This is a genomic window from Halobacillus shinanisalinarum (assembly GCF_022919835.1).
GTDB lineage: Bacteria > Bacillota > Bacilli > Bacillales > Halobacillaceae > Halobacillus_A > Halobacillus_A shinanisalinarum.
This window is the reverse complement of the sequence record NZ_CP095074.1, coordinates 1,224,054-1,245,384: the sequence shown is the minus strand read 5'-3', so window position 1 is coordinate 1,245,384 and position 21,331 is coordinate 1,224,054. Positions and strand designations below refer to the sequence as shown.

At 38.9% G+C, this 21,331-nt stretch carries 21 protein-coding genes; 15 read left to right on the top strand and 6 right to left on the bottom strand.

Annotated features, from left to right (window positions below):
* Nucleotides 1–11 precede the first annotated feature (11 nt).
* The 3 genes from MUO14_RS06395 to pxpB are packed head-to-tail and all read right to left on the bottom strand — an operon-like array spanning nucleotide 12 to nucleotide 2,490.
* Nucleotides 12–782 carry a LamB/YcsF family protein gene (locus MUO14_RS06395; protein ID WP_244754415.1) on the bottom strand — a complete coding sequence of 257 codons (771 nt, stop codon included), beginning with the start codon at nucleotides 780–782 and terminating at the stop codon, nucleotides 12–14.
* Nucleotides 783–1,790: a 5-oxoprolinase subunit C family protein gene (locus tag MUO14_RS06390; protein WP_318036016.1), complete on the bottom strand. Its 1,008-nt coding sequence runs from the start codon at nucleotides 1,788–1,790 to the stop codon at nucleotides 783–785. It abuts the gene before it with no gap.
* Nucleotides 1,777–2,490 (bottom strand): 5-oxoprolinase subunit PxpB, encoded by a 714-nt coding sequence (pxpB, locus tag MUO14_RS06385; protein ID WP_244754412.1) that lies wholly within the window; start codon nucleotides 2,488–2,490, stop codon nucleotides 1,777–1,779. The genes MUO14_RS06390 and pxpB overlap by 14 nt, the downstream gene beginning before the upstream one ends.
* A 91-nt stretch (nucleotides 2,491–2,581) precedes the next feature.
* On the opposite strand from pxpB, the gene MUO14_RS06380 reads away from it, so the two are divergent.
* From MUO14_RS06380 to MUO14_RS06355, 6 genes are all read left to right on the top strand, one after another.
* Nucleotides 2,582–2,722, top strand: a complete 141-nt coding sequence (locus MUO14_RS06380) for a hypothetical protein (protein ID WP_244754407.1) — start codon at nucleotides 2,582–2,584, stop codon at nucleotides 2,720–2,722.
* A gap of 417 nt (nucleotides 2,723–3,139) precedes the next feature.
* Entirely contained in the window at nucleotides 3,140–3,526 is a 387-nt protein-coding gene (locus MUO14_RS06375; RefSeq protein ID WP_244754405.1) for a YwqH-like family protein, read from the top strand.
* Between the two features lie 12 nt (nucleotides 3,527–3,538).
* The gene (locus MUO14_RS06370; protein WP_244754404.1) at nucleotides 3,539–3,823 is read left to right on the top strand and encodes a YwqI/YxiC family protein; all 285 of its coding nucleotides are present in this window, start codon (nucleotides 3,539–3,541) and stop codon (nucleotides 3,821–3,823) included.
* The gene (locus MUO14_RS06365; RefSeq protein WP_244754403.1) at nucleotides 3,820–5,238 is read left to right on the top strand and encodes an LXG domain-containing protein; all 1,419 of its coding nucleotides are present in this window, start codon (nucleotides 3,820–3,822) and stop codon (nucleotides 5,236–5,238) included. Before MUO14_RS06370 ends, MUO14_RS06365 begins: the two co-directional genes overlap by 4 nt.
* Before the next feature lie 146 nt (nucleotides 5,239–5,384).
* Complete coding sequence (locus MUO14_RS06360; RefSeq protein WP_244754402.1) at nucleotides 5,385–6,068, top strand: hypothetical protein; 684 nt, start codon at nucleotides 5,385–5,387, stop codon at nucleotides 6,066–6,068.
* Nucleotides 6,069–6,338: 270 nt separating this feature from the next.
* Nucleotides 6,339–6,767 (top strand): hypothetical protein, encoded by a 429-nt coding sequence (locus tag MUO14_RS06355; RefSeq protein ID WP_244754400.1) that lies wholly within the window; start codon nucleotides 6,339–6,341, stop codon nucleotides 6,765–6,767.
* Nucleotides 6,768–6,890: 123 nt separating this feature from the next.
* Here the strand turns inward: MUO14_RS06355 and MUO14_RS06350 are convergent, their stop codons facing one another.
* Both MUO14_RS06350 and MUO14_RS06345 read right to left on the bottom strand, forming a co-directional pair.
* Entirely contained in the window at nucleotides 6,891–7,376 is a 486-nt protein-coding gene (locus MUO14_RS06350; RefSeq protein WP_244754398.1) for a hypothetical protein, read from the bottom strand.
* Nucleotides 7,377–7,495: 119 nt separating this feature from the next.
* Nucleotides 7,496–7,711 carry a hypothetical protein gene (locus MUO14_RS06345; RefSeq protein WP_244754396.1) on the bottom strand — a complete coding sequence of 72 codons (216 nt, stop codon included), beginning with the start codon at nucleotides 7,709–7,711 and terminating at the stop codon, nucleotides 7,496–7,498.
* 450 nt (nucleotides 7,712–8,161) lie between these two features.
* On the opposite strand from MUO14_RS06345, the gene MUO14_RS06340 reads away from it, so the two are divergent.
* The 9 genes from MUO14_RS06340 to MUO14_RS06300 all read left to right on the top strand — a co-directional run bounded on the left by MUO14_RS06340 (nucleotide 8,162) and on the right by MUO14_RS06300 (nucleotide 19,208).
* Entirely contained in the window at nucleotides 8,162–8,455 is a 294-nt protein-coding gene (locus MUO14_RS06340) for a WXG100 family type VII secretion target (RefSeq protein ID WP_079527526.1), read from the top strand.
* Nucleotides 8,456–8,958: 503 nt separating this feature from the next.
* Complete coding sequence (locus MUO14_RS06335; RefSeq protein ID WP_244754394.1) at nucleotides 8,959–9,234, top strand: YwqI/YxiC family protein; 276 nt, start codon at nucleotides 8,959–8,961, stop codon at nucleotides 9,232–9,234.
* Nucleotides 9,235–9,425: 191 nt separating this feature from the next.
* The gene (locus MUO14_RS06330; RefSeq protein ID WP_244754392.1) at nucleotides 9,426–9,665 is read left to right on the top strand and encodes an ESX secretion system protein YukD; all 240 of its coding nucleotides are present in this window, start codon (nucleotides 9,426–9,428) and stop codon (nucleotides 9,663–9,665) included.
* Nucleotides 9,666–9,688: 23 nt separating this feature from the next.
* On the top strand, nucleotides 9,689–10,912 hold the full coding sequence (gene essB / locus MUO14_RS06325; protein WP_244754391.1) for a type VII secretion protein EssB: 1,224 nt from the start codon (nucleotides 9,689–9,691) through the stop codon (nucleotides 10,910–10,912).
* 21 nt (nucleotides 10,913–10,933) lie between these two features.
* Complete coding sequence (essC, locus tag MUO14_RS06320) at nucleotides 10,934–15,412, top strand: type VII secretion protein EssC (RefSeq protein ID WP_244754383.1); 4,479 nt, start codon at nucleotides 10,934–10,936, stop codon at nucleotides 15,410–15,412.
* A complete protein-coding gene (esaA, locus tag MUO14_RS06315) occupies nucleotides 15,409–18,330 on the top strand; it encodes a type VII secretion protein EsaA (protein WP_244754374.1) in 2,922 nt (973 codons plus the stop codon). The genes essC and esaA overlap by 4 nt, the downstream gene beginning before the upstream one ends.
* Nucleotides 18,311–18,787 (top strand): type VII secretion protein EssA, encoded by a 477-nt coding sequence (gene essA, locus MUO14_RS06310; protein ID WP_244754369.1) that lies wholly within the window; start codon nucleotides 18,311–18,313, stop codon nucleotides 18,785–18,787. Before esaA ends, essA begins: the two co-directional genes overlap by 20 nt.
* Nucleotides 18,788–18,811: 24 nt before the next feature.
* Nucleotides 18,812–19,006 (top strand): DUF5344 family protein, encoded by a 195-nt coding sequence (locus tag MUO14_RS06305; protein WP_244754360.1) that lies wholly within the window; start codon nucleotides 18,812–18,814, stop codon nucleotides 19,004–19,006.
* Nucleotides 18,990–19,208 carry a DUF4176 domain-containing protein gene (locus tag MUO14_RS06300; RefSeq protein ID WP_318036035.1) on the top strand — a complete coding sequence of 73 codons (219 nt, stop codon included), beginning with the start codon at nucleotides 18,990–18,992 and terminating at the stop codon, nucleotides 19,206–19,208. Before MUO14_RS06305 ends, MUO14_RS06300 begins: the two co-directional genes overlap by 17 nt.
* 104 nt (nucleotides 19,209–19,312) lie before the next feature.
* Here MUO14_RS06300 and MUO14_RS06295 read toward each other — a convergent pair whose 3' ends face one another.
* Complete coding sequence (locus MUO14_RS06295) at nucleotides 19,313–21,229, bottom strand: TRAP transporter permease (protein WP_244755486.1); 1,917 nt, start codon at nucleotides 21,227–21,229, stop codon at nucleotides 19,313–19,315.
* Nucleotides 21,230–21,331 lie beyond the last annotated feature (102 nt).

The window sequence follows — 21,331 nt, the reverse complement described above, 5'->3', positions numbered from 1 at the left end:
CTTCTTTGGTGTTATAGTATATCTTGGATTTTTTCAACTGCAATATCGGCTTCTTTAAGCGTTGCTGATATATTTTTAGCGAAGTCGAGCGCGGTCACACCGTCACCGTGGATACAAATCGTATCGGCCTGTATCGTAACGTCTGAACCTTGAACACTCATCACTTGTTTTTCTTTGACCATACGAATGACTTGTTTGATTGCTTCTTCCGGATTGGTAATAAGGGCATTTGACTCAGTTCGTGACGTAAGAGACCCATCCATTTGATACGTTCGATCAGAGAAGACTTCGTTCGCTGTTTTTAATCCAACTTTTTTCCCTGCTTTAACGAGTTCGCTTCCAGATAAACCGAATAGAATCATCCCTGGGTCGACGTTATAGACCGCTTCTGCGATGGCTTCAGATAGCTCAGCGTCTTTAGCAGCCATATTGAATAAAGCTCCGTGTGGTTTAACGTGCTGAATGCGACCTCCTTCTGCTTTTACAAAACTGGAAAGGGCGCCGATTTGATAAACGACTAAATCATAGGCTTCCTTAGGCGAAATGGCTATATTTCTTCGGCCAAAACCTGCTAAGTCTTGAAGGCCCGGGTGGACCCCAATCCCTACATTTTTCTCGAGAGCGAGCTTGACTGTTTTTCTCATTGTTGACGGGTCACCTGCGTGAAAGCCACAGGCAATGTTTGCTGAGGTCACGTAATCGAGGATTTCCTCGTCACGCCCCATTGTGTAGGCCCCGAAGCTTTCACCCATATCACAATTGATGTCTACTAGATAACTCATTTAGACTTCCTCCTGTTCTTTTAATGTAATCGATCTCTTTAAGAGTTGAATCGCCTTTTCTTGATGGATTAAAGCTTTTTGAGCATCTTCCAGTGTTACCTCTTTGAAGGTGATTTGATCACCTGGTTTGAGCTGACTTACAAGAGGTAAATCAACGGAAGCAATCTGTCCAATTTTTGGGTAACCACCTGTCGTCTGCCGATCTGCCATCAGGATAATTGGATTTCCGTCAGGTGGAACTTGGATCGAACCAAAGGCCACAGCTTCCGAAATGAGCTCTTTAGGATCTTGTAATGAGAGGGCAGTTCCATTCAAACGATAGCCCATTCGATCTGATTGGGAGGAGATAGAGAAAGGTTCTTCATAAATATTCCGCTGACTCTCTTCATTAAAGAGCGAATATTGGGGTCCTTTGATTAGTTGGATCAGCGGCTGGGAAGAATATTCAGGGATCATATCGGCCGACGGTGTCCAATCCGTTTCATAAAAATGGCCGTTTTGCATTTGTTTACGCATATGGGCCAGTTTGCTTTTTTGCTGATGATCTGGTGGCCGAATCGCAATCTCATCACCGGATTTTACTGCCCGTCCTTGATAACCTCCGATTTTTGCCCTTATATAGGTAGACTGACTGTCCATAACATTTGGTATATCCATGCCGCCGGCTACCGCGATATACGCTCTGCACCCTGACTGACTTTTACCAAATTTTAAAATAGAACCTGCCTTTACATAAATTGCTCTCCACATGTGTACTTTTTCCCCGTTAATTGTTGGAGAAAGGTTCCCGCCACAAATGGATAGGAGGACATCGTCTTGACATTCGATAGCAGGACCAAGCAGCGTGGCCTCAAGCGTAGCCTCGGCTTCATCGTTTCCAACTAGTAAGTTAGCCATTCGATGGGCATATGGATCCATACTGCCACTTACAATCACACCATATTTCTGATAGCCTGTCCGGCCTAAGTCTTGCACACTTGTCAGCAATCCTTCCTTAATTATTTTCATCAATAGGGCCCTCCCAGTTGTGGTACTCTTCTTCACTAATTTCTTTAAAAGTAATCAAATCCCCAGCACGCAGTAAACTTGGGGTCTCTTGTTCGGGAGTGAATAATCTCATCGGCGTTCGGCCAATCAATTGCCAGCCCCCAGGTGTTTCAATAGGGTAGACACCAGTCTGCATCCCAGCAATTCCAACCGTTCGTTCAGGAATGGCGAGCCTAGGTGAGTCTCTTCTCGGTGCAGCAATTTTCTCAGACATTCCACCTATAAAAGGGAAGCCAGGCGCGAAACCAATCATATAGACGGTGTACTCACCACTGCTGTGAATGTCAATCACTTCTTTTGTTGAAAGGTTATTATGCTCGGCTACGAATTCTAAATCAGGACCAAACTCACCACCGTAACAAACAGGAATCTCAATGGTTCTAGCTGACTCAGCTTCACCTGCTTTCACAGTTGAGAGCAGGGATTCAACCTTCTTCTTCACTTCTGAGTAAGGTGCTACACCATCGCTAGCTAGTTGAAGAGGATTATAAAAAAGTGTGACCGTCGTAAATGCGGGTATGTATTCAACCATCCAATCAGGCTTTTCTTGATCGAACAAATGGGAAAGGATACGGACTTTATTTTGTGCATCTTCATTAATTTCATCACTAACAGTAATAACAATGGCCTGATCACCAAGGGGGGATAAGGAGTAATTCACTGTTTCACCTCAAATCGGTTAGGTTGTTTAATTTTTCTGAAAGATAATTTAATTATAGATCATTGAAAAAAATGTGACAAATTGTTGATGAATGTGCTGGGCTGGTGAAGGGGATTACTCTGGAGAGGTTTTCAGCTATTCAGTTGATACAGGTAATGACTTATGGGGCGAAAGTGTTGATAATGGCAATGATGAATGGAGTGATTATGTAGAGGAAGGAAACGATCGATAAAAAGAATCAACAATAACGATAGTCACTGTACAGATGATCATGTTAACGATAATATTGAAGTCGTCTTGTCTATAAAAGAGAACGTTTCTTATAGCCCATTACTTAAGCGTGAACTGTTAAGTTGTGGGCTTTCTATTTGCCCCCCCTGTAATAAAGGATTGATCCGCCGTACCCCTCGAAAATAACCATGTTGTTTCTAAAGGAAAGAGCATCAACGTATTTCTTTATAAGCCAATTTTCTATATACTAAATGTTAATAATATGGAAAAGGGTTGGTCCACATGAAAGTGTTGGATGTTACCTTAGGGAAGATAAAAGAGAAAGTGTACATATTCAGCAGTATAAGAATTTCCAACTTAATAAGCAACATGTGCATATAATCTTCTCTAGGGTATCAATAAAAAAGAGGTGAACGAATTGTCAGAAAATGAAATAAGGGTTATGAGTTTGTATAATGATATCTCCTTGCTTCGTAATAATTTGCATGATAATCAGGAAAAATTACAGCGCTTGCGTCTTGCAAAAAGTGAAATATCAAATGAACAGGGAGAACTCTCAGCACAGAAAAGACTCCTATCTGAACCAGATCTATCTCATTCTCTTTGGGCAGGGAAACATGCTACTGAATTTCTAAACATACGTGAAAATATAGAGCAATCCTATGTAACTATTATTACACAACAGGTAGAAGCTTTGCTCGAAGATATCGAAGGGAAAATTACACAGTTAGAGCATGCTAATAATGGGATTTCAACTAGCATAGTGTCAAAAAACGAAACTATAGACCAATTAAAAACTAAATAGCGGGGTGATATGATGGCGGAAATAAAGATCAACCGCAGCGTTGCTGAGCCGGTCTTTAACGATTTTAAATCAAACACGAATGACTTAGATACCACGAAACCAAATCTAGAATTTAACCAATCAACACTCGATTTTATTCAAAAAATAGAAGAGATTGAAAGCACCTACTCTCAAACAATACGTGATTACAAGGATGTCCTGTTAAAAGCAGAGAGTGATGCATGGTCAAATATTGAATCATTCATTCAAATAGAGGAGGCCATCGGGAGCAATATTAGTAAGGGGTCCGGACGATGAAAGTATTAAAGGCTTCGGAAGTTCTAACCGGTATCGAGCAATCGATTAGAAAAAAAGAACAAGAACAAGAACAACTTCTATCCCTACGTGATTCAATGCACAAGGTGATAGATTTAGATGATGCATTAAAAGGAGAAGGCGGGGCCGCAATCAAAGAGTACTTCAAAGTTCTACATATCCCAGTCCTTCTGCTTCTCAATCAATTCTTAGATCAATATATAAAAAGTTTAAAAGACATACAAATGAATGTTAGAAATTACGAGACAGAAGATGGTGTGGTAAGAGAAGATTTTATTACAACAGAAGTAAAAAATGGCCTCGATAGGGCTGTTCAGGTGACTCAAGACTCTGTCGGTACTATAAATGATCGATTCATGGGAATCAGTGATTTGATTGGTGGTTCGCCAGTCTCTACATCTCAATTCGATTCACAGGTAGACGGTGCAAGGAGCCATAATCAAAAAACGATTGAAGATTTAAAGACTGTAGATGAAGAAAATACTTCGAAACTTGATGAACCTGCCAATGAGTTACAAGGGGTTCGGCATCTTGTTAGTAAAATTCAAGGGTGGTCTAAGAGTGGAATATTCCTAAACAGTCAAGAAATTAATGAAGTAACAGACTATTACCTGAAAACAGATTCCTTAAGGGATATGATTATAGAAGGAGAAATATTATCAGCACCAATTAATTCGACAATGGGTGGTAATCATCGTAGCATAGATAGTGCAATGGTAGATTCAGCTAAATTCGGAGCACTTGCCACTATGCAAAGAGTAAAAAACAATTTAACGGTATCTAACCCACAAGCATCTGTACCAGAGGAATATAGAAAGAGTTCAGAACCGATGTTAGGTAATGGATTAGAGACTTTAGGATTGGTTGCTGGCAGACCGGTCAAATCTGGTAGTACTTTAATGCAAAATATTTATGGTGCTTCTCAAGCCGCTAAACATGCGAAAATCAAGGCTTTGGGAGGTAGCGTTAGAAAAGAGACATACTTTACTGCGCAAGGTGAGCAAAGATTTAGACTTAGACTTACAAAACCTGAATTATTTGGAGTTAAGAAAAATACTTACACAGGGTATAACACTAATCAAGGTAAGGTAGCGGATGTTCGTAATTTAGTTGACGGTAAAAGTAGTTTTAAAAACAGTTTTAAAGGTGTTGCTGGAAAGGTTGGTTATCTAGGAATAGGACTTTCTGCAATTTCCGATGTCACCTATGGTTTTAACCATAATCAATCAGGAAGTCAAATAGCGGGAAATGTGGTTAGTAGTACAACAGTCGGTGTTGTTTCAATAGCATCATCAGCGTATCTTGGGGGCAAATTGGTGCATATGCAGGTGCTTGGGCAGGTCCTGTTGGAGTGGCAGCTGGTTTCATTGTTGGTATGGGTGTATCTTATGTGTTAAGTGAGGTTAAACCATTAGATATAGATGGTGATGGGGAGTTTGATTCATTAGGAGATATTATTCAAATAGGGACCACTAACGCGATCGAAGGTGTTAAAAACTTTTTTGGGCACGTATTTTAAAGAGGAAGATGTGATTATAGTAGCATGAAAAAAAGTATTTACAACAATTATTTAAAACTAGAAGACCATGGTGAAGTTAGGTCGAGAGGTATTCTACATGTTTTAATTTTAACTGACTTGATGGGACTTTTTGCTTTACTTGGTCCTTCAGAATTAACATTTGCATTACCGATCGCAACTGTTCTTGGAATTATTTTGAACGCTTGGGCTTTGTTATATTTGATTGCCCCTTACAGGTTTGAAAGTTCGTTTTATTTATTCTTCGGCGTCTGGGGATTGTTTACTTCATTTATAATGTTTTTAGTTATTCAAAAGTTCCTTTACAATATTTTTCAGTATCAATCACTTCAATTTTTCTATATTTCTTTAGCCCTATATGTTCTATGTATTATTGGTGTACAAGTGCTTCATTTATTATTTCTATATGAAAGGCTGAACCCTCCCAAAGGTCCAAAGAGAAACTGGACTCCTCTGGTGGCTATCACTCCTGCTTTAAGTTACGTAGTAGGGCAGCTTATTTATTCAATTATAGTAAGCGAAGACATTAAAGCATTAATCTTTGTAGCATGTGAATCTCTACTTATTCTTTATCCTATTTTTTGTATTAAATTTATTCACCAATATTATTTTTTAAGAAAAAACAAACAAACTTTGAATGAGAAGTATCCGAATTTGAATTTGCCTAAAAAAAATAGGAGGTTGGGTTAGAAGGTAGAATCAATTACATTATCTATTTAAGACAGTAATAAGCCCTCTCGATGATCGAAGTACGGCATCACTTTGAATTCTTAAGGATTGCAAAAGTATGACTGAAAAACCTTGAAAAGTATTTAACAATTGGATATATACCTCATGAACAATTTTTCATATAACGCTTTTCACCGATTTTATGGGCTTTTGCATGGTATAGATAGAATTCGATAGAAAAGTACAAAGGGATTAATGAACTGAAATAATTGCAAATAAGGAGTGGTGTTATTGACTGCATACCCTGAGTTTCATTATGGAGTTTATATTCTGGATCTAAATGATGATCTTTCTGATGAGGGAATAGAAGATGTAGTCCATGAAATTGGATATTATTCTGAAGCAGATGACCTTGAATTACATGTTTTGAAACACGAACATGTTACGGAAGAACAAGACCGAGTTCTAAAAGAACAAATAAAACCTAACCAATATCCATATTTCCTAATTATTAGAGGTGAAAATGAAGAGTTAAATAGAATTAAAAACAGCTATAAAAAAAACCATCCAATACGAAATTTTTTTAAGATGATACATCCAGATGAATTACAATATTCTACTCAAGATTATATGCTCAATTTTGAACGTACCGTATATCATGCTGATAACACTAAAGATACCATAGCGTATCTGGTTGAGTATTTAGAAATTCTTGATTAGTGTTTTTTATAAGAGAGTTAATATTAGTTCTCAAAATAAATGTACATAAAAAGACAATTCAGTACCTTGAAGGTACTGAATTGCTTGAAAAGCTTCTAGGAATTCTCAAAAAACTTGGTTTGGTTAGTTTAGTATTATGTGATTTTTATCTTTTAGTGTGCGTTCCAAAACTGCACCATATTCCTTCGTCAGTCCAAATAAATCAACTTGTTTAGCTTGAAGGTACTCCTTGTTGTTTCTTTCAGTCATTCTTAGCGTCCAATTATTTGAAGGTGAAAACAAGGAATAAACACCTTCTACTCTCCAATTATTATCAATGAAGTAATACATCATCATTCGGTTAACACGCTCAGTTCGGTTTAGAGATTTTTTTAGGTCTTTCCATAGGCCTGAGCTTTGAATATTATTATTTATAGTACTAACAATTTCATCGAATACATTGAGATTACTATTGTTGTTAAGCCACTCATTTATAAGTGTTCCAGGTAGAGTTAGCGTTCCCGATTTGGATGCCTGTTTATGATCAAGACCTGCTCTAGGAAAAATCACATTCTTGATAGATACTCTTGGTTCATCATGTTGTTGCAGCCTATATAGATTATTATTCACTTTTTCACACTCTATAACAAATTCGTGGGTGACATAGAAGGTAGACTGTGATGTGATTTTGTAAAGGGAGTCAACTTGTATAACCATATTGGAATAAGTCATAACGGATAGTGCGGTAATCATTTCTTCATCGATCCAGAATACTCCATCTTCCCCTTTCCAACCAGCTCTCGATCCTTTAGGTCGATAATAACTTCCTCCCACTCTGTCTTTATCTTTTGATCCGATAAAGCAGAAAAAGGATCTTCTATCCCAAAGGCAATTGGTGCTTCGAGTAAACCTAGCAATACATAAATTTCCTTATGGTTTAAATATAACGCTTCCATATCCCCCATGCATTTGCATCCTTTCATTTATCCAGTAATCAAGTTCCAGATTTTAAATAACTGTTAGCTTGATCTCTATAATACTAGACTAGAAAAAATGTTGCATACCTAAAATGTTTTTTAAAACATAGTTTGAAGCGGATTCATCCCGGTCTTCAACCGTCATTTACTAGAATTCGTCTGACAGTAAATTGAAAGTGCTGTACAATCCTTAGATGATCAAGTAGAAGAAATGAAGACTTGAAAACTAACGATCACTTATGAGAACACTTCCTCAGCATAGTGATCAGTTTTCAGAGGGAGGCCTGAGTTGTTATGTAATTAAATGGTACTAAAATAGCTATTATTATGTGTGCTTACACGAAACGAATGGGTAATTATTACTGATTGCATATAATCAATTGACTGGTAAAAATATCAAGGGTACCATAAAATTAAACTGGAAAAGGAGTGGATTTTATGTCGAATAACATTCGTTTGACACCTGATGAACTTAGAGAGTTTGCTAGACAGTATAATACCGAAAGTTCCAATGTACAAGAATTGATCTCCCGTTTGGATGGCATGAGCGGCCAGCTGCAAGAAATTTGGGAAGGTGCTTCCAGCGAAGCGTTTGCTTCTCAGTATCAGGAGTTGCGTCCTTCATTTGAACGAATGAGCACGCTGTTAGCTGAAGTATCACAACAATTGAACAGTACAGCTACAACATTAGAAGATACGGATCAGCAAATTGCCGGACAAATTCGCGGCTAATGAATGGTTTGACAGGAGAAAGCACCCTTTTTGCGGTGCTTTTTCCTTATATTTCTTTTTTGTATTACAGGCGCGGATACAAAAAAGAAATATAACTAAACCTTGAGAAAGGAGTTTGAACATTCTAGCGAACACTTTATATTACTATAAATGGTTACATACCCAAAAGCAGGATGAGTTACAGCGGTTGCGTAAAGCGTAGCGGTCAATAAGTACTTATTGAGCAGAATTTGCAAGTCACAAAAAACTCTGCTCACGGCCTGATCTCTCCAATCATTCAGGAGCAAAGCAGCTCGCTGAGCAATTTAAAGGCTTTAGAGAAACCGAAGTTTTACACAGTTCAATAGAGAATCAGCAGTTTTCTAATCTAATCGAAACGATTGAAGGTAAAATAAATCTTCTTCAGCAGGATATTTCTTTCTATAATCAAAGGATTTCATTTTTGCGCCAGGAGGTTGAAAATTTAGGCCAGAAATAATCTCACTGAAAAAGGGGGAGTGGTTGTGAGTCATGAAATCAAGATAAGAAGTAGTGAAGTGGAGCAAGCATTGTCTAATTTACAAACGACCGTACAAGTGTTGCAAGCTCTATTAATAAAAGATATGGCTGCAGAAAATCAATTAGAAACGGCTGATCAGATAAACGAATTGAATGCAGATCTTGTTCAGTTGATTGAAAATTATAAAGCACTGCTTTTAAAAAATGAAAAGGAGACTAAAAAATCTGTAGAAGCCATGTTCAAGGCTGATGAGTTGCTAGCTGGTCCTATGAAAAGGTGAGTTTTATCCCATGGCTATGAAACTCACCTTTGAATGGCAATCACTAAAAAAGTACCGAACAAAAGTAACTAATTGATGAAATATGGAGAATTTTAGGGTGGATTGATGTATCATTTAACTATGGTTTTTAAATTAAATGATCCTACATAATGCTAGGGAAAGTCATAACGATATAACAGGGAGGGTGGCTCGTGTACATCCAAGTATCTATCGATTTACAAAACTATCATAAGAAAGAGCTAGATTTACGATTATCTAACCGTTCAAGCGTAAAGAGGTTAATCGATATCGTTTGGCAGGTGTCTCAATTGGAAACGCCCCCTCATGATGGAGACTGGATTCGTATTGTTAATAAACAAATGGTTTGCGCCGGGAGCGCTACTCTGGAAGAAAGTGGCATTACTTCCGGTGACAAAATAGAAATCTTGTGAGCATTTAAAAGGAGCAGCGTGCGATGTCAGATGTAAAACATTCCTATTTTCATGAAAAAACGGAAGCAGTTCTAGAGAAGAAGGATGATGCTTATCTCCTTACGTTTCAAAAGGCTCGTCTGAGGTTGCAGGAGGAGCTTGAGATCGAGCTGATTCGTGAGGTTGATCATGAATTGAAAAAAGAGATTCAAGTGGATGAAGATGAGGTTAACATAACGATACATACTCCTTCGTCGTTCATAGATTTTAAACAAATTCACAACAAGCCATCGTATGCCAAATGGCTGCTTGCTGATCAATTGATAAAAAAAGTGGAAGACCATCGTGTGAGAAGGTTGAATCTGTTGATTTGTCCTGAAAATATTGTGATTGATTCTAGTATGGAACCGCATTTTCTTCACTATGGTGTGACAGAAAGTTTGCCCCCTTATGAAAAGGAGGAGGAGCGGGTATTTGAGGAGCTTAAGGCTGCGGTGGCAGCAGCGGTCGATCGTTCACAGAGCTTCGAAAGGTACTTGAAATACCGGGACACGTTAAAGTTATCAGATGTTATAAAAGAAATCCTGTTTGCTGAAGATACCAAAGCATTGCGTGAATTGATTGAACGCCATATTCGGGGCCTTGAAAACAAAGAAAAAGAGCTGATTAAGGAGCCGAAAAAGAAATGGAAAATACGCAAGTATATGTTTATAGGGAGTATCGTGCTTCTCGTACCTGCATTTGCATTTGTGGTTTATTCGTTATTTTTTATCCAGCCTAAACAAGCAGCCTACATAGAGAGTAGTGAGTACTTTTTAAACAGTAATTATAGTGAAGTCGTTGCGACATTAGATCGTTATGATTCAAAAGATATGCCATACGTTACACAGTTTCAATTGGCATCCTCCTATATCGTTAATGAATCATTGACGGACGAGCAGAAGAAAAACATTCAGAACACGATCACTCTTCAGTCTGACAACAGATATTTTCTATATTGGATTTATATTGGCCGTGGCATGAACGAAAAAGCTGTTGATTTGGCAAGGTCTCTCGAAGATCGTGATCTAATTATGTTGGGGCTTCTGAAGCTTCGGGAGGATATTAAAGATGATGATAGTCTTTCAGGTGAAGAAAAACAACAAGAATTAGACAACATACAAGCAGAATTGGATGAGTACGTAAAGGAAAAAGAGCAGCAGGAAGAAGAACAAAACCAGCAATCTGAGAATCCTCCTAATGGGGGACAGGAGAATAATGAGGAATAACTCTTTCCGGGAGAGAATGTTATGAGTCAATTATATATATTTTATAAGAATCAATATCAATGTTACCCGATCAATGATGATCAAGAACTTGATATCCAGATTGGAAATGGTGAACATTTTGACCTCTCTTTACGAACTTTAGAGTTAGATGAAGAGCCTATCCGAATACAAAAAGGCATCCGCGAGAACAATTTGAAGGTTATCCAAGGTGAAAAACAACAAGAAGCGCTAATGGACGGGGAAACTTCTACGATCGTCACAGGTTCTGATACACTATCTATTGTTCATAAGTCCAGTAACCGCTCGGATGCCACCTATTACGTTGGCCATCATAATGAAATCACGATTGGTTCCCACGATGGGGCTATGATTAGAAAGGAGCCTGTTTCTCCTAGCGAGGACAGCCCTTTCGGTTTTAGCCTTTTTCGCAGAAAGCAAGGCTGGATTTTAAAGACTAAATCTAGTAGCAGCGTATTTGTTAATGGTCAGGAGATTGAAGAGAGAATGAACATCCAGGTGGGAGACGTGATATTTTCCCCCTTTTTGACGCTCACTTTTACAGATGACGATATGTTAATGGCCAGTAGTGAAGAGAATTACAAAAGTCAATTGACTCTATCGAAACTTCCTATTTCAGAGATGAAAAAACAATACCCTCACTACCGGAGAACCCCTCGGATGATTTATGACCTTCCCGAGGAAAAAGTGACGTTCTCCTCTCCTGGGCAAGAGGGGGATGACAATCAGCGCTCATTGTGGTTGATCATTTTGCCTCCATTAGTCATGTTGATTGTCATGGGAGTTGTGGCATTAGTCATTCCAAGAGGGATTTTTATTCTTATCTCGATTATGATGTTTACTACGACTTTAATCACATCGACTGTTCAGTATTTTAAGGAACGTCGTCGGACAAAAGAAAGAGAAGAAAAACGTCACCGGGTTTATAACAATTACTTAGAGCAAAAACGGGAAGAGTTGCAATCCTTGAGAGAAAAGCAGAAAGAAGTGTTGTTCTACCATTTCCCTTCTTTTGAACGGATGAAGTACCTAACCTCTTATATAAGTGATCGCATTTGGGAGCGAACGTTAGAAAGTGAAGACTTTTTAGAGTTAAGAATGGGCAAAGCTACTGTACCTGCAAGATATGAGGTATCGGTAGGATCAGGAGATTTCGCAAACCGCGAAATCGATGATCTGCTAGAAAAATCTCAGCAAATGGTCCAAGCTTATAACTATGTAAATAACGTTCCTTTATCCATTCGTCTTGCTGAAGGTCCTTTAGGCATGGTTGGCAAGAGAAGTATTGTTCGAAAAGAGATTCATCAATTAATCGGGCAGTTAGCCTTTTTCCATAGCTATCATGATGTAAGATTCATCACAATTTTTAACGAGGAAGAGTACGAGGAATGGAAATGGATAAAGTGGTTACCTCATATCCAACTTCCTCAGTCCTTCGCTAAAGGATTGATTTATAACGAACAAACGAGAGATCAACTTCTTTCTTCGATTTATGCGATGGTAAGGGATCGTGATCTGGATGAGGACAGGAGTAAAAAGATTTTCACACCACATCTCATCTTTATTGTTACGGACCAGCAATTGATCTCAGAACATGTGATCATGGAGTATTTAGAAAGTGAAGCAGAACATCTTGGAATTTCCGTTGTTTTTGCCACGGATACGAAGGAAAGCTTATCTAACCATATTCACACATTGGTGCGTTATGTGAATGATCGAGAAGGAGAAATTTTAATTGAAGAAGGAAAAGCGGCTCATAAGCCATTCGCTTTAGATGACCACAATCATGAAGGTAATGAGTCTTATGCTAGAATGCTGCACTCATTGGAACACTTGACTGGGGTTAATAATTCGATTCCAGAGGTGGTTTCCTTTTTAGAACTTTTACATGCTAACGATGCCGGTCAATTGCCAATTCAGCAAAATTGGGTAACGAATCAATCTTCCAAATCACTAGCTGTTCCTATTGGTTTAAAAGGCAGAGAAGATGTCGTTGAATTAAATTTACATGAGAAAGCTCATGGGCCACATGGATTGCTTGCAGGTACGACGGGATCTGGTAAGAGTGAATTGTTGCAAACGTACATTTTGTCACTCGCTGTTCACTATCACCCACACGAAGTAGCTTTTCTATTGATCGACTATAAAGGTGGCGGCATGGCCCAACCTTTTGAAAACATTCCACACTTACTGGGAACAATTACAAACATAAATGAGAGCAGTAACTTTAGTGCTCGCGCTCTAGCATCGATCAACAGTGAGCTTAAACGACGTCAAACTCTTTTTGACCGTTATAAAGTCAATCATATTAACGACTACACGAATCTTTATAAAGAAGGAAAAGCTGACGACCCCTTGCCGCATCTGTTCTTGATCTCCGATGAATTCGCAGAACTGAAGAATGAAGAGCCTGAGTTTATTCGTGAATTGGTAAGTACAGCGAGGATTGGACGTAGCTTGGGGGTTCATCTGATTTTGGCTACACAAAAGCCTGGTGGAATTATCGATGATCAAATCTGGAGTAACTCCAGGTTTAGGATTGCCTTACAGGTTCAAGATGCTAATGATAGTAAGGAAATCTTGAAAAATAGTGATGCGGCTGATTTGAAAGTAACGGGGCGCGGCTATTTACAGGTTGGTAACAACGAAATTTATGAGCTGTTTCAATCCGCGTGGAGTGGTGCTCCTTATCAATCGGATACATATGAGGGAGAGAATGAAGTCTCGATCGTGACAGATTTAGGACTGATTCGTGTTTCAGATGTTGAAGCACCAACTGATCAGGGACAGTCTCGTAAGCTTACCGAAATTGAAGCCACTGTTGAACAAATTTCAGAGGTTCAAGAAACCATGGGTCTAAAGAAATTAGCTAGTCCATGGCTGCCTCCTTTACCTGCAAGATTATTTAGACAGGAAGACATGAAGCTTGAAGAGGGACAATTCGCAGTTGCGTTTAAAGACGAACCAGAGAAACAAAGCCAAGATCCATATATCTATGATTTTATTAATGATGGAAATATCGGTATTTTCGGATCTCCAGGCTTTGGAAAATCTACAACAGCGATGACATTATTACTCGATTTTGCGAAAGTCTATAACCCAGAACAACTTCATTACTATATGTTTGATTTTGGAAATGGTGCGCTTTTGCCTTTGCGTCAGCTGCCGCATACGGCGGATTATTTCCGTTATGATAATCATAGAAAAATAGAGAAATTCATGAAATTGATGAAATCCGAAATCGAACATCGCAAACAGCTTTTCTTGGAATCAGAAGTCAGTACGATTCGATTATATAATCAATTGAATGAGGAAAAGCTGCCGATCATTTTCATTACGATTGATAATTTTGATTTAGTCAAGGAAGAGCTGCAAGACTTAGAAAATCAATTTATTCAATTTGCAAGGGATGGCCAAACGCTTGGAATATTTATGATCTTTACGGCTACTCGAATTAATTCGGTTCGCCAGCCGCTGATGAATAATCTAAAAACGAAAGTCATTCATTATTTGATGGATGCCTCAGAAAAGTATTCATTAGTAGGTCGTACCCCTTATGAAGTAGAGGCCGTTCCAGGAAGAGCGATTATTAATAAGGAGACATCCTACTTGACCCAAATCTTCCTGCCCGCTCATGGCGATGATGATTTAGCCGTTCTTTACCATGTTAAAGAGCAGGTTCAAGAGATACAACAGAGCTGCCGGGGCATGAGGGAGCCAGACACAATTCCGATGCTTCCTGCACGCCTAGACTATGAATCTTTTATCGAGTCCTATGTGACAGCGCCGTCTGATGATCGAGTAGCTGTAGGACTGGATGAAGAAACGGTTAAACCGATTACGATTGATTTAACTTCTCATTGTCTAGTAACAGGCCAATCCCGCAATGGAAAAACAAATGTTCTTCGAGTCATCATCCAGCAATTGTCGGATCAGCCGATAGAATCTATGGCCATCTTTGATGGTATGGACCGTGGCCTTTCTGAGTTTAATAAAGTGGAGAAAGTGTCCTATATCGAAACAAAAGAGCAAATCCAGGATTGGTTGAATCATATTGAACAGCTTTTGATCCAAAGAGAAAAAGCGTTCTTGGATACCATTCAGGAAAAATCGAATCATCATGAAAGTCAAGGTGCAATCTGTCTATTGGTAGACAGCCATTCAAGGTTTCAGCAAACCATCGACAGTACAATCCAAGGTAAAATTGCTTCATTGATGAAGCAATACAGTCATTTAGGCTTTAGGCTTATTATTGCTGGCAATGTCAACGAATTTACGAAAGGCTTTGACCCGTTATCTAACGAATTGAAACAAATTCGCCAAGCCGTTCTTCTCATGAAAAAATCGGAGCAAAGCTTGTTTACCTTACCATTCTCACGCAAAGAAGCGGAGATACAACCAGGGTATGGCTATTACGTTTTAAATGGAAAAGAAAGAAAAATACAAATTCCTTCAAGTGAGTCAGTAGGAGTGAAAATATGAAAAATAAAGGGAGCACAATAAAGCTAATTATAGTTATGTTGGCCATTCTAATCTTGCCTACGTTGTATTTTACCTACATTGGTGAAAACCCTTTGCAGGAAAGTGAAAAGGCGACAGGTAAAATTGCTGTCGTTAACGAGGATAATGGTACAAAGATTGCAGGTGAGTCTGTAACTTTTGGGCAAGACCTTACAGCGTTAGTATCGAATCAATCTGACTATGAATGGGAAACAGTAAGTCGTGCTACGGCACAAGGAGGTCTGTCAGATGGAGAATATGATGCTATTTTTCATGTGAAATCTAATTTTTCGGAGCATGTTATGTCGTTTGAGGAGCAACAGCCGACAAGAGCTTCAATTGATTATCAGATCCAGCCCAATTTAGAAGTAAATAATCAAGAAGAAGTAAAAAGCGCATTAGAATCAGCTGGAAAAATCATTAACGGAGAAATTTCCTCTTTGTATTGGAGTAATGTTTCACAGGAAATTGAAGATCTTCGCAACAAGTTCGATAACATCGTGGAAAGAGAAATTGAATTCCAACAAACGATGTATGCTTTTTATTCACCGAACTCTCAAGATATTGCCCAAGAAATTGACAAACAGCGCAGTATGCTGAAGGACTTGTTCTCAACAGTAGAAGATGCAGAGAATACTTCGTCTAGTTCGAAGGAGTCTTTGCAAGCCGCGGAAGATCAAGTAGCCTCCTTTTTAAATAACGTGGAGCGTTATCAGGAATACCAAAAGCAGCAGCAACAGCTTTTTCTAGAAACAAACAATGAAAACGTGCAACTCATAGAAAACAGAGGAAGTAATCTCAATTCCAACCTGCAAGAGGGGATTCAATCAATCGGGCAAGATATTCTTAATAAACGGATGACCATGCAGGAGATGGGACTACGAGATAATGTTTCTTCTGTTTCTTCTAATTTAAATGGCCTGTTACAGCAAAATCAATCTTTGCAAAATAGATTCGGTACTGTGAAAAATAATGTAAGCCAATTGCAGACCTCTATTAAAGAGCAAGGTTTGCTTTTGAAAGAGAAAGAAGCAATGATCACAAAGCAACGAGAGATTTTAGAAAAGGTTAGCGGAGTTGTAAGCGATATAAGTGGCAAAAAGGCTGATTTAAGAGATGATGTAACAAATAATTACCAAGCAGTTATAAGTGAATCAGGTCCAGATCCACAACCAGAAGTTCCAGATGATTTCGTTCCTACACCTCCTGGAGAAATAGTTTCAGGAGAAGAAGGATCTCAAGAACTTGAACAGATGAAGAAGAGTAATCTAAGTGGCGGTCTGGCAACTCTTGAAAAAAACTTGGAACCTCTCATTCAGGGAATAGATAAGCCGCAAGAACAAAAGCCTCAAGAAGATAAGAATGCCGCCTGGAATACTATTCAAAAGAATATTGATACCATACGCGTTCAAATCGGCAAACTTGGCAAATCCTCAGAGAATACAGGCGACAAAGGTATAATAGAAGAATACAGGGTTCTTTACAACCAATATCAGGACTTAATAAAACAGTTAGGTAAGCTTCCAGACGATAAAGCGAATCTAGCGAAAGTCAAGGAAATGATCAAAGGAAAAGAGAGTGAAGTCCTTTCAAAGGATCCATATTTGCAAAATAAGATCGGCGGAGAGATATCAAGCAACAATATTGCATCACTTGCTGCATACTATGGTTCTCTAACAACGTACGCTGAACATCTCGAGTATGCCTCTAGTCTAGAGGGGGTTAATGGTCAAATTCAGTCACTGCTTGCTGATGAAAGCATGGGCGAGAACCCTAGTGTAGAAAAACCACATAAAAGCACGGTCAATAAAAATTTGAGCAATGTTGAGCAAGGTTTAACTACAGTTGAAGATGGTCTGTCAAGCTCAGAAAAAAATGCGGATTTAATTTTATCGCAAATGAAAGAATATGATGCTTCTATAAAAGAACAGCAAGAACAAATGAGGTCTGCCCTCGCTAATATCCAGGAAAGTGGTCAACAAATTACCGCTTCTATTCAAGAAGATATTGTACAGCTTGAACAAGAACCACCTCCAGTCGAACAGTTGAATGGAGAAATTGTTCTTGAGACTCGGCAGTCAACAGTGGGCTCTGTTGATCAAATTGCTGATCTAGTCAATTCATTATCAGAACGTCAGTCGAACGTGATTGAATACACTGGTGACTTGCAAGCACAGATAAGTTCTGTACAAGGGCGAGCTGACAGCCTTAATAACAAATGGGCATCAAACGTTAATGCAACAGAAAAAGTTCAAGGAGACGTTAATGATATTTTGGATAATACCGTGGTTGACGGCCAAGTAAACAACTATGTTTACGACTACTTATCCACTCCTGTTAACGTAGTCGGTTCGGCTACAGATGATACAGAAGAGACTCCGATTTCTCCTGTGGTTATGTTAATTATTATTTTAATTAGTGGTTTAATCATAGGGTTCTTTGTCAATTATTATTCCAATGTTCCTGCGCTAGTTAACCTATCGTTATTCCTGCTATTAACTATATCTGTAGGATTAATTATTAGTATTTATGGTTTAAACATTTATTCTTTAGAAGAAACAGAGTCAATCAAATGGACGGCATTCACAGTACTTGTATTGTTTATGTGTTCAAGCCTGGTTAGATTGGCCTTTTCGGTTGGGCCATTTTTGGGATGGTTTACCGGACTGTTGTTAGTGGTATTTTTCGTCACCCCGTTATTAAATGTGATTTTGCCTAATTTCAGCATCAATCACCCTATCGCTGAAGTGTATATGTCGATTCAGTATGGTGATCAATCAAGTTTCTACCCAGCTGTCATTATTTTAGCTGTGATCACCGTAGTTGCCGGGTCCATTCCTTATATAGTGAAATATTTTCAAAGGGAAAAGGAAGAGTCCGATGACATTCAAGAAGCTTAATATTTATTTGATCATAAGTATGGCGGTGCTTTTATTCCCCGCGGTGACGAAGGCCGATGAAGGAGAATTAAATATAGAGCCTCATTACTATGAAGAAAACAGAATTATTTTAGAGATTGATCGTCACTCAGACGGTCAATCTCAACAAATTGAATCCTTGCCGGAGGAACTAAAGAGTCTTACCTTTGACAGCGGGCAAAGAGAAACCTATAAGGATATTAGTACTATTCTTTTTACTAGCAGTAACACGGAAGAGGATTCGATTACGTCAAAAGCGAAGAAAATGAGTCTTTTTGCATCAGAGGGAGGAAATAATCGAGCGATAACTCAAGAACAAGAGGGAGATCCAACTGAGGGGAGCCTAATGCTGCCCTTATTGTTAGGGATTATCGTTATGGCTCTTGTTTTGATTATGTTCTTTGTGCTTCTTCCTAAAATGAAAGAGAATGCAAAATAGATACATAGAAAAGGATGGACTTTAATGAGTGAGGAAATTAAAATTGATAATTCATCTATTAAAGGCGCGTTGGCTGAGTTGAAATCATCTATCCACTCCCTGGAAACTTCTATTTCAAAAGAAGTAGTTAATGAAAATGTGTTAGACATGACTGATAAACTTAATGAGACCAAGCGGTTATTTGAAGAGATCATAGCATCCTATAATGATCTATGGTAGAAAGCAATTGCTCATGGATGAAGAAAAAGCAGAGAATGATGAATTGACTATGTATGATTATTTGGGAGTTCCTTATCCAGAGGGCTACGTCAATCCAGAGTATACATATGTATTTAACGACTCAAATATAAATAAAATTATTTTTACAGGTTATGCGAATGAAGAGGAGGATGAATTTCAACATATTTTGCGGCAAGCATAAGATATAATTGGTTAAGTTACAGCTATCTCAAATAATTTTATACAAAAAGAAGGGTTTGTCCCAGGTATTCATGAACCTATGGACAGACCCTTTTACATATATTTTTATAAAGTTGTTGCCTCTTGTTGCCCAGGACCACTCTTATTATTTCGAATAAGTTGAAGAACAGTCACAATACCAAAGATAGCTAAACCGGCTAAAGAGATCATATATGCAGGATAGACGAGCAATAATCCGCCTGCGAATAAAATGATACGTTCAAGCCAATTCACCTTGCTGACAAAATAACCAATCATGGCAGCGCTAATACTGGCCATTCCTAACAAAGCTGTAACGACCGCAATCGAAACATTCATGACGTTGGCATCTCCCTGCAAGAGCAAAATAGGCTGGGAAACAAATACATAAGGAATAATGAAAGCTGCGATAGCCAGTTTTACCGCTGTGACTCCAGCCTTCATTGGGTTCGCCCCTGCAATCCCCGCTCCAGCATAGGCGGCTAAACAAACAGGCGGTGTGATATCCGCTACGATTCCAAAATAAAATACGAACATATGAACAGCGATAACTGGAACATCAAAGGCTAACAAGGCTGGTGCTGCCATCGTTGCTGTTACTACATAGTTCGCTGTCGTAGGGAGCCCCATACCTAGAATTATACAGGCAATCATCGTAAAGAACATGACGAGGAAAAACTGTCCTTGCGCAAGGTCGATAATGCCACCTGCAATTTTCGGTCCAAGCCCGGTCGTCGTTACCGTTCCTGCAATAATTCCGGCCGTTGCACAGGCAGCAATGACAGGAAGCGCTACTCTCGCACCCTCTTCCAGTAACTTTATGATGCCTTTTAAGGACATTCGTGTATCGTTTCGGAAAAAGCTAATCACAAAGGCTGTTCCTATCGCAAATAACGCAGCATAAGTTGGTGTGTAACCGATAAGTAAAAAACCAATAATGATGACCAATGGCAAAAATAAGTCGATTCGTTTTGCCAGTTTTTTTGTTTTCGGGAGTTCCTCTTTTTTGAGACCCATAATCCCTTGTTTCCGCGCTTCAAAGTGAGTACCTAAGAACACCCCTGCAAAATATAAGACGGCCGGAATAATGGCTATGACGATGATCTCGTTATAAGGGATCCCTGTGTAAGAAGCCATAATAAATGCGGCAGCACCCATAATAGGCGGCATGATTTGTCCACCTGTTGAGGCAGAGGCTTCAGATGCAGCTGCAAAATGTGGTTTAAATCCAGCGTTTTTCATCATAGGAATGGTAAAAGATCCGGAGCCCACTGTATTTGCCACAGAACTTCCGCTTACCATTCCTTGCAACCCACTGGCTGCTACGGCTGCTTTAGCTGTACCACCTGTGTAGCGTCCTGTTAAACGTAAAGCAATATCGTTAAAGAATTGCCCGATATTCGTTTTAACTAAAATAACTCCAAAGAAAAGGAATAAATAAATATAGGTTGATGATATTTGAATTGGGATACCGAAAATGGAACTAGAACTATAGAACATCTCTGTTGCTAGTGTAGGCCAGTCATAACCGGCGTGACCGATGATCGGGATAAATTGTCCAAACAGCCCATAGAGCAAGGCCGCGATTGCAATAATGACAATAGGAAGTCCAACGACACGGCGTGTTGCTTCTAGCAATAAAAGTACACCAGCAGTTGCGACAATCTGGTCCATATAAGTAAAACCAAAAATAATCGCTTCATTTATTAAGCGGTTATAGTTGTAGATAATGTAGTAGTTAGCAAATAATGCGGCAATCGCTAAGAGTGCATCATACCATGGGACCCCGCGATTCTTAGTCATGGAAGATTTGATTGGGTATAAGAGATATACCAAACATAGGGCTGCCCCTAAGTGAATTGCCCCTTGGATCAGCGATACATAAGCTCCTCTAAAAGCTGTATACAGCTGAAAAATAGTCAAGGCACCGCCGAGGATCAATGTCACCCATCCCCATGGCCCTAAATTCGTACGAAAGGCACTTTCTTTATCATACTTGGCCATCAGTTCGTGTTTGTCTATTTCTTTATTATCATGTGTAGCCACTGTTCAACCTCCGTTTCCCTGTGAAAAATAGCAATGAGGTGAAAGAACCGGACATCGATG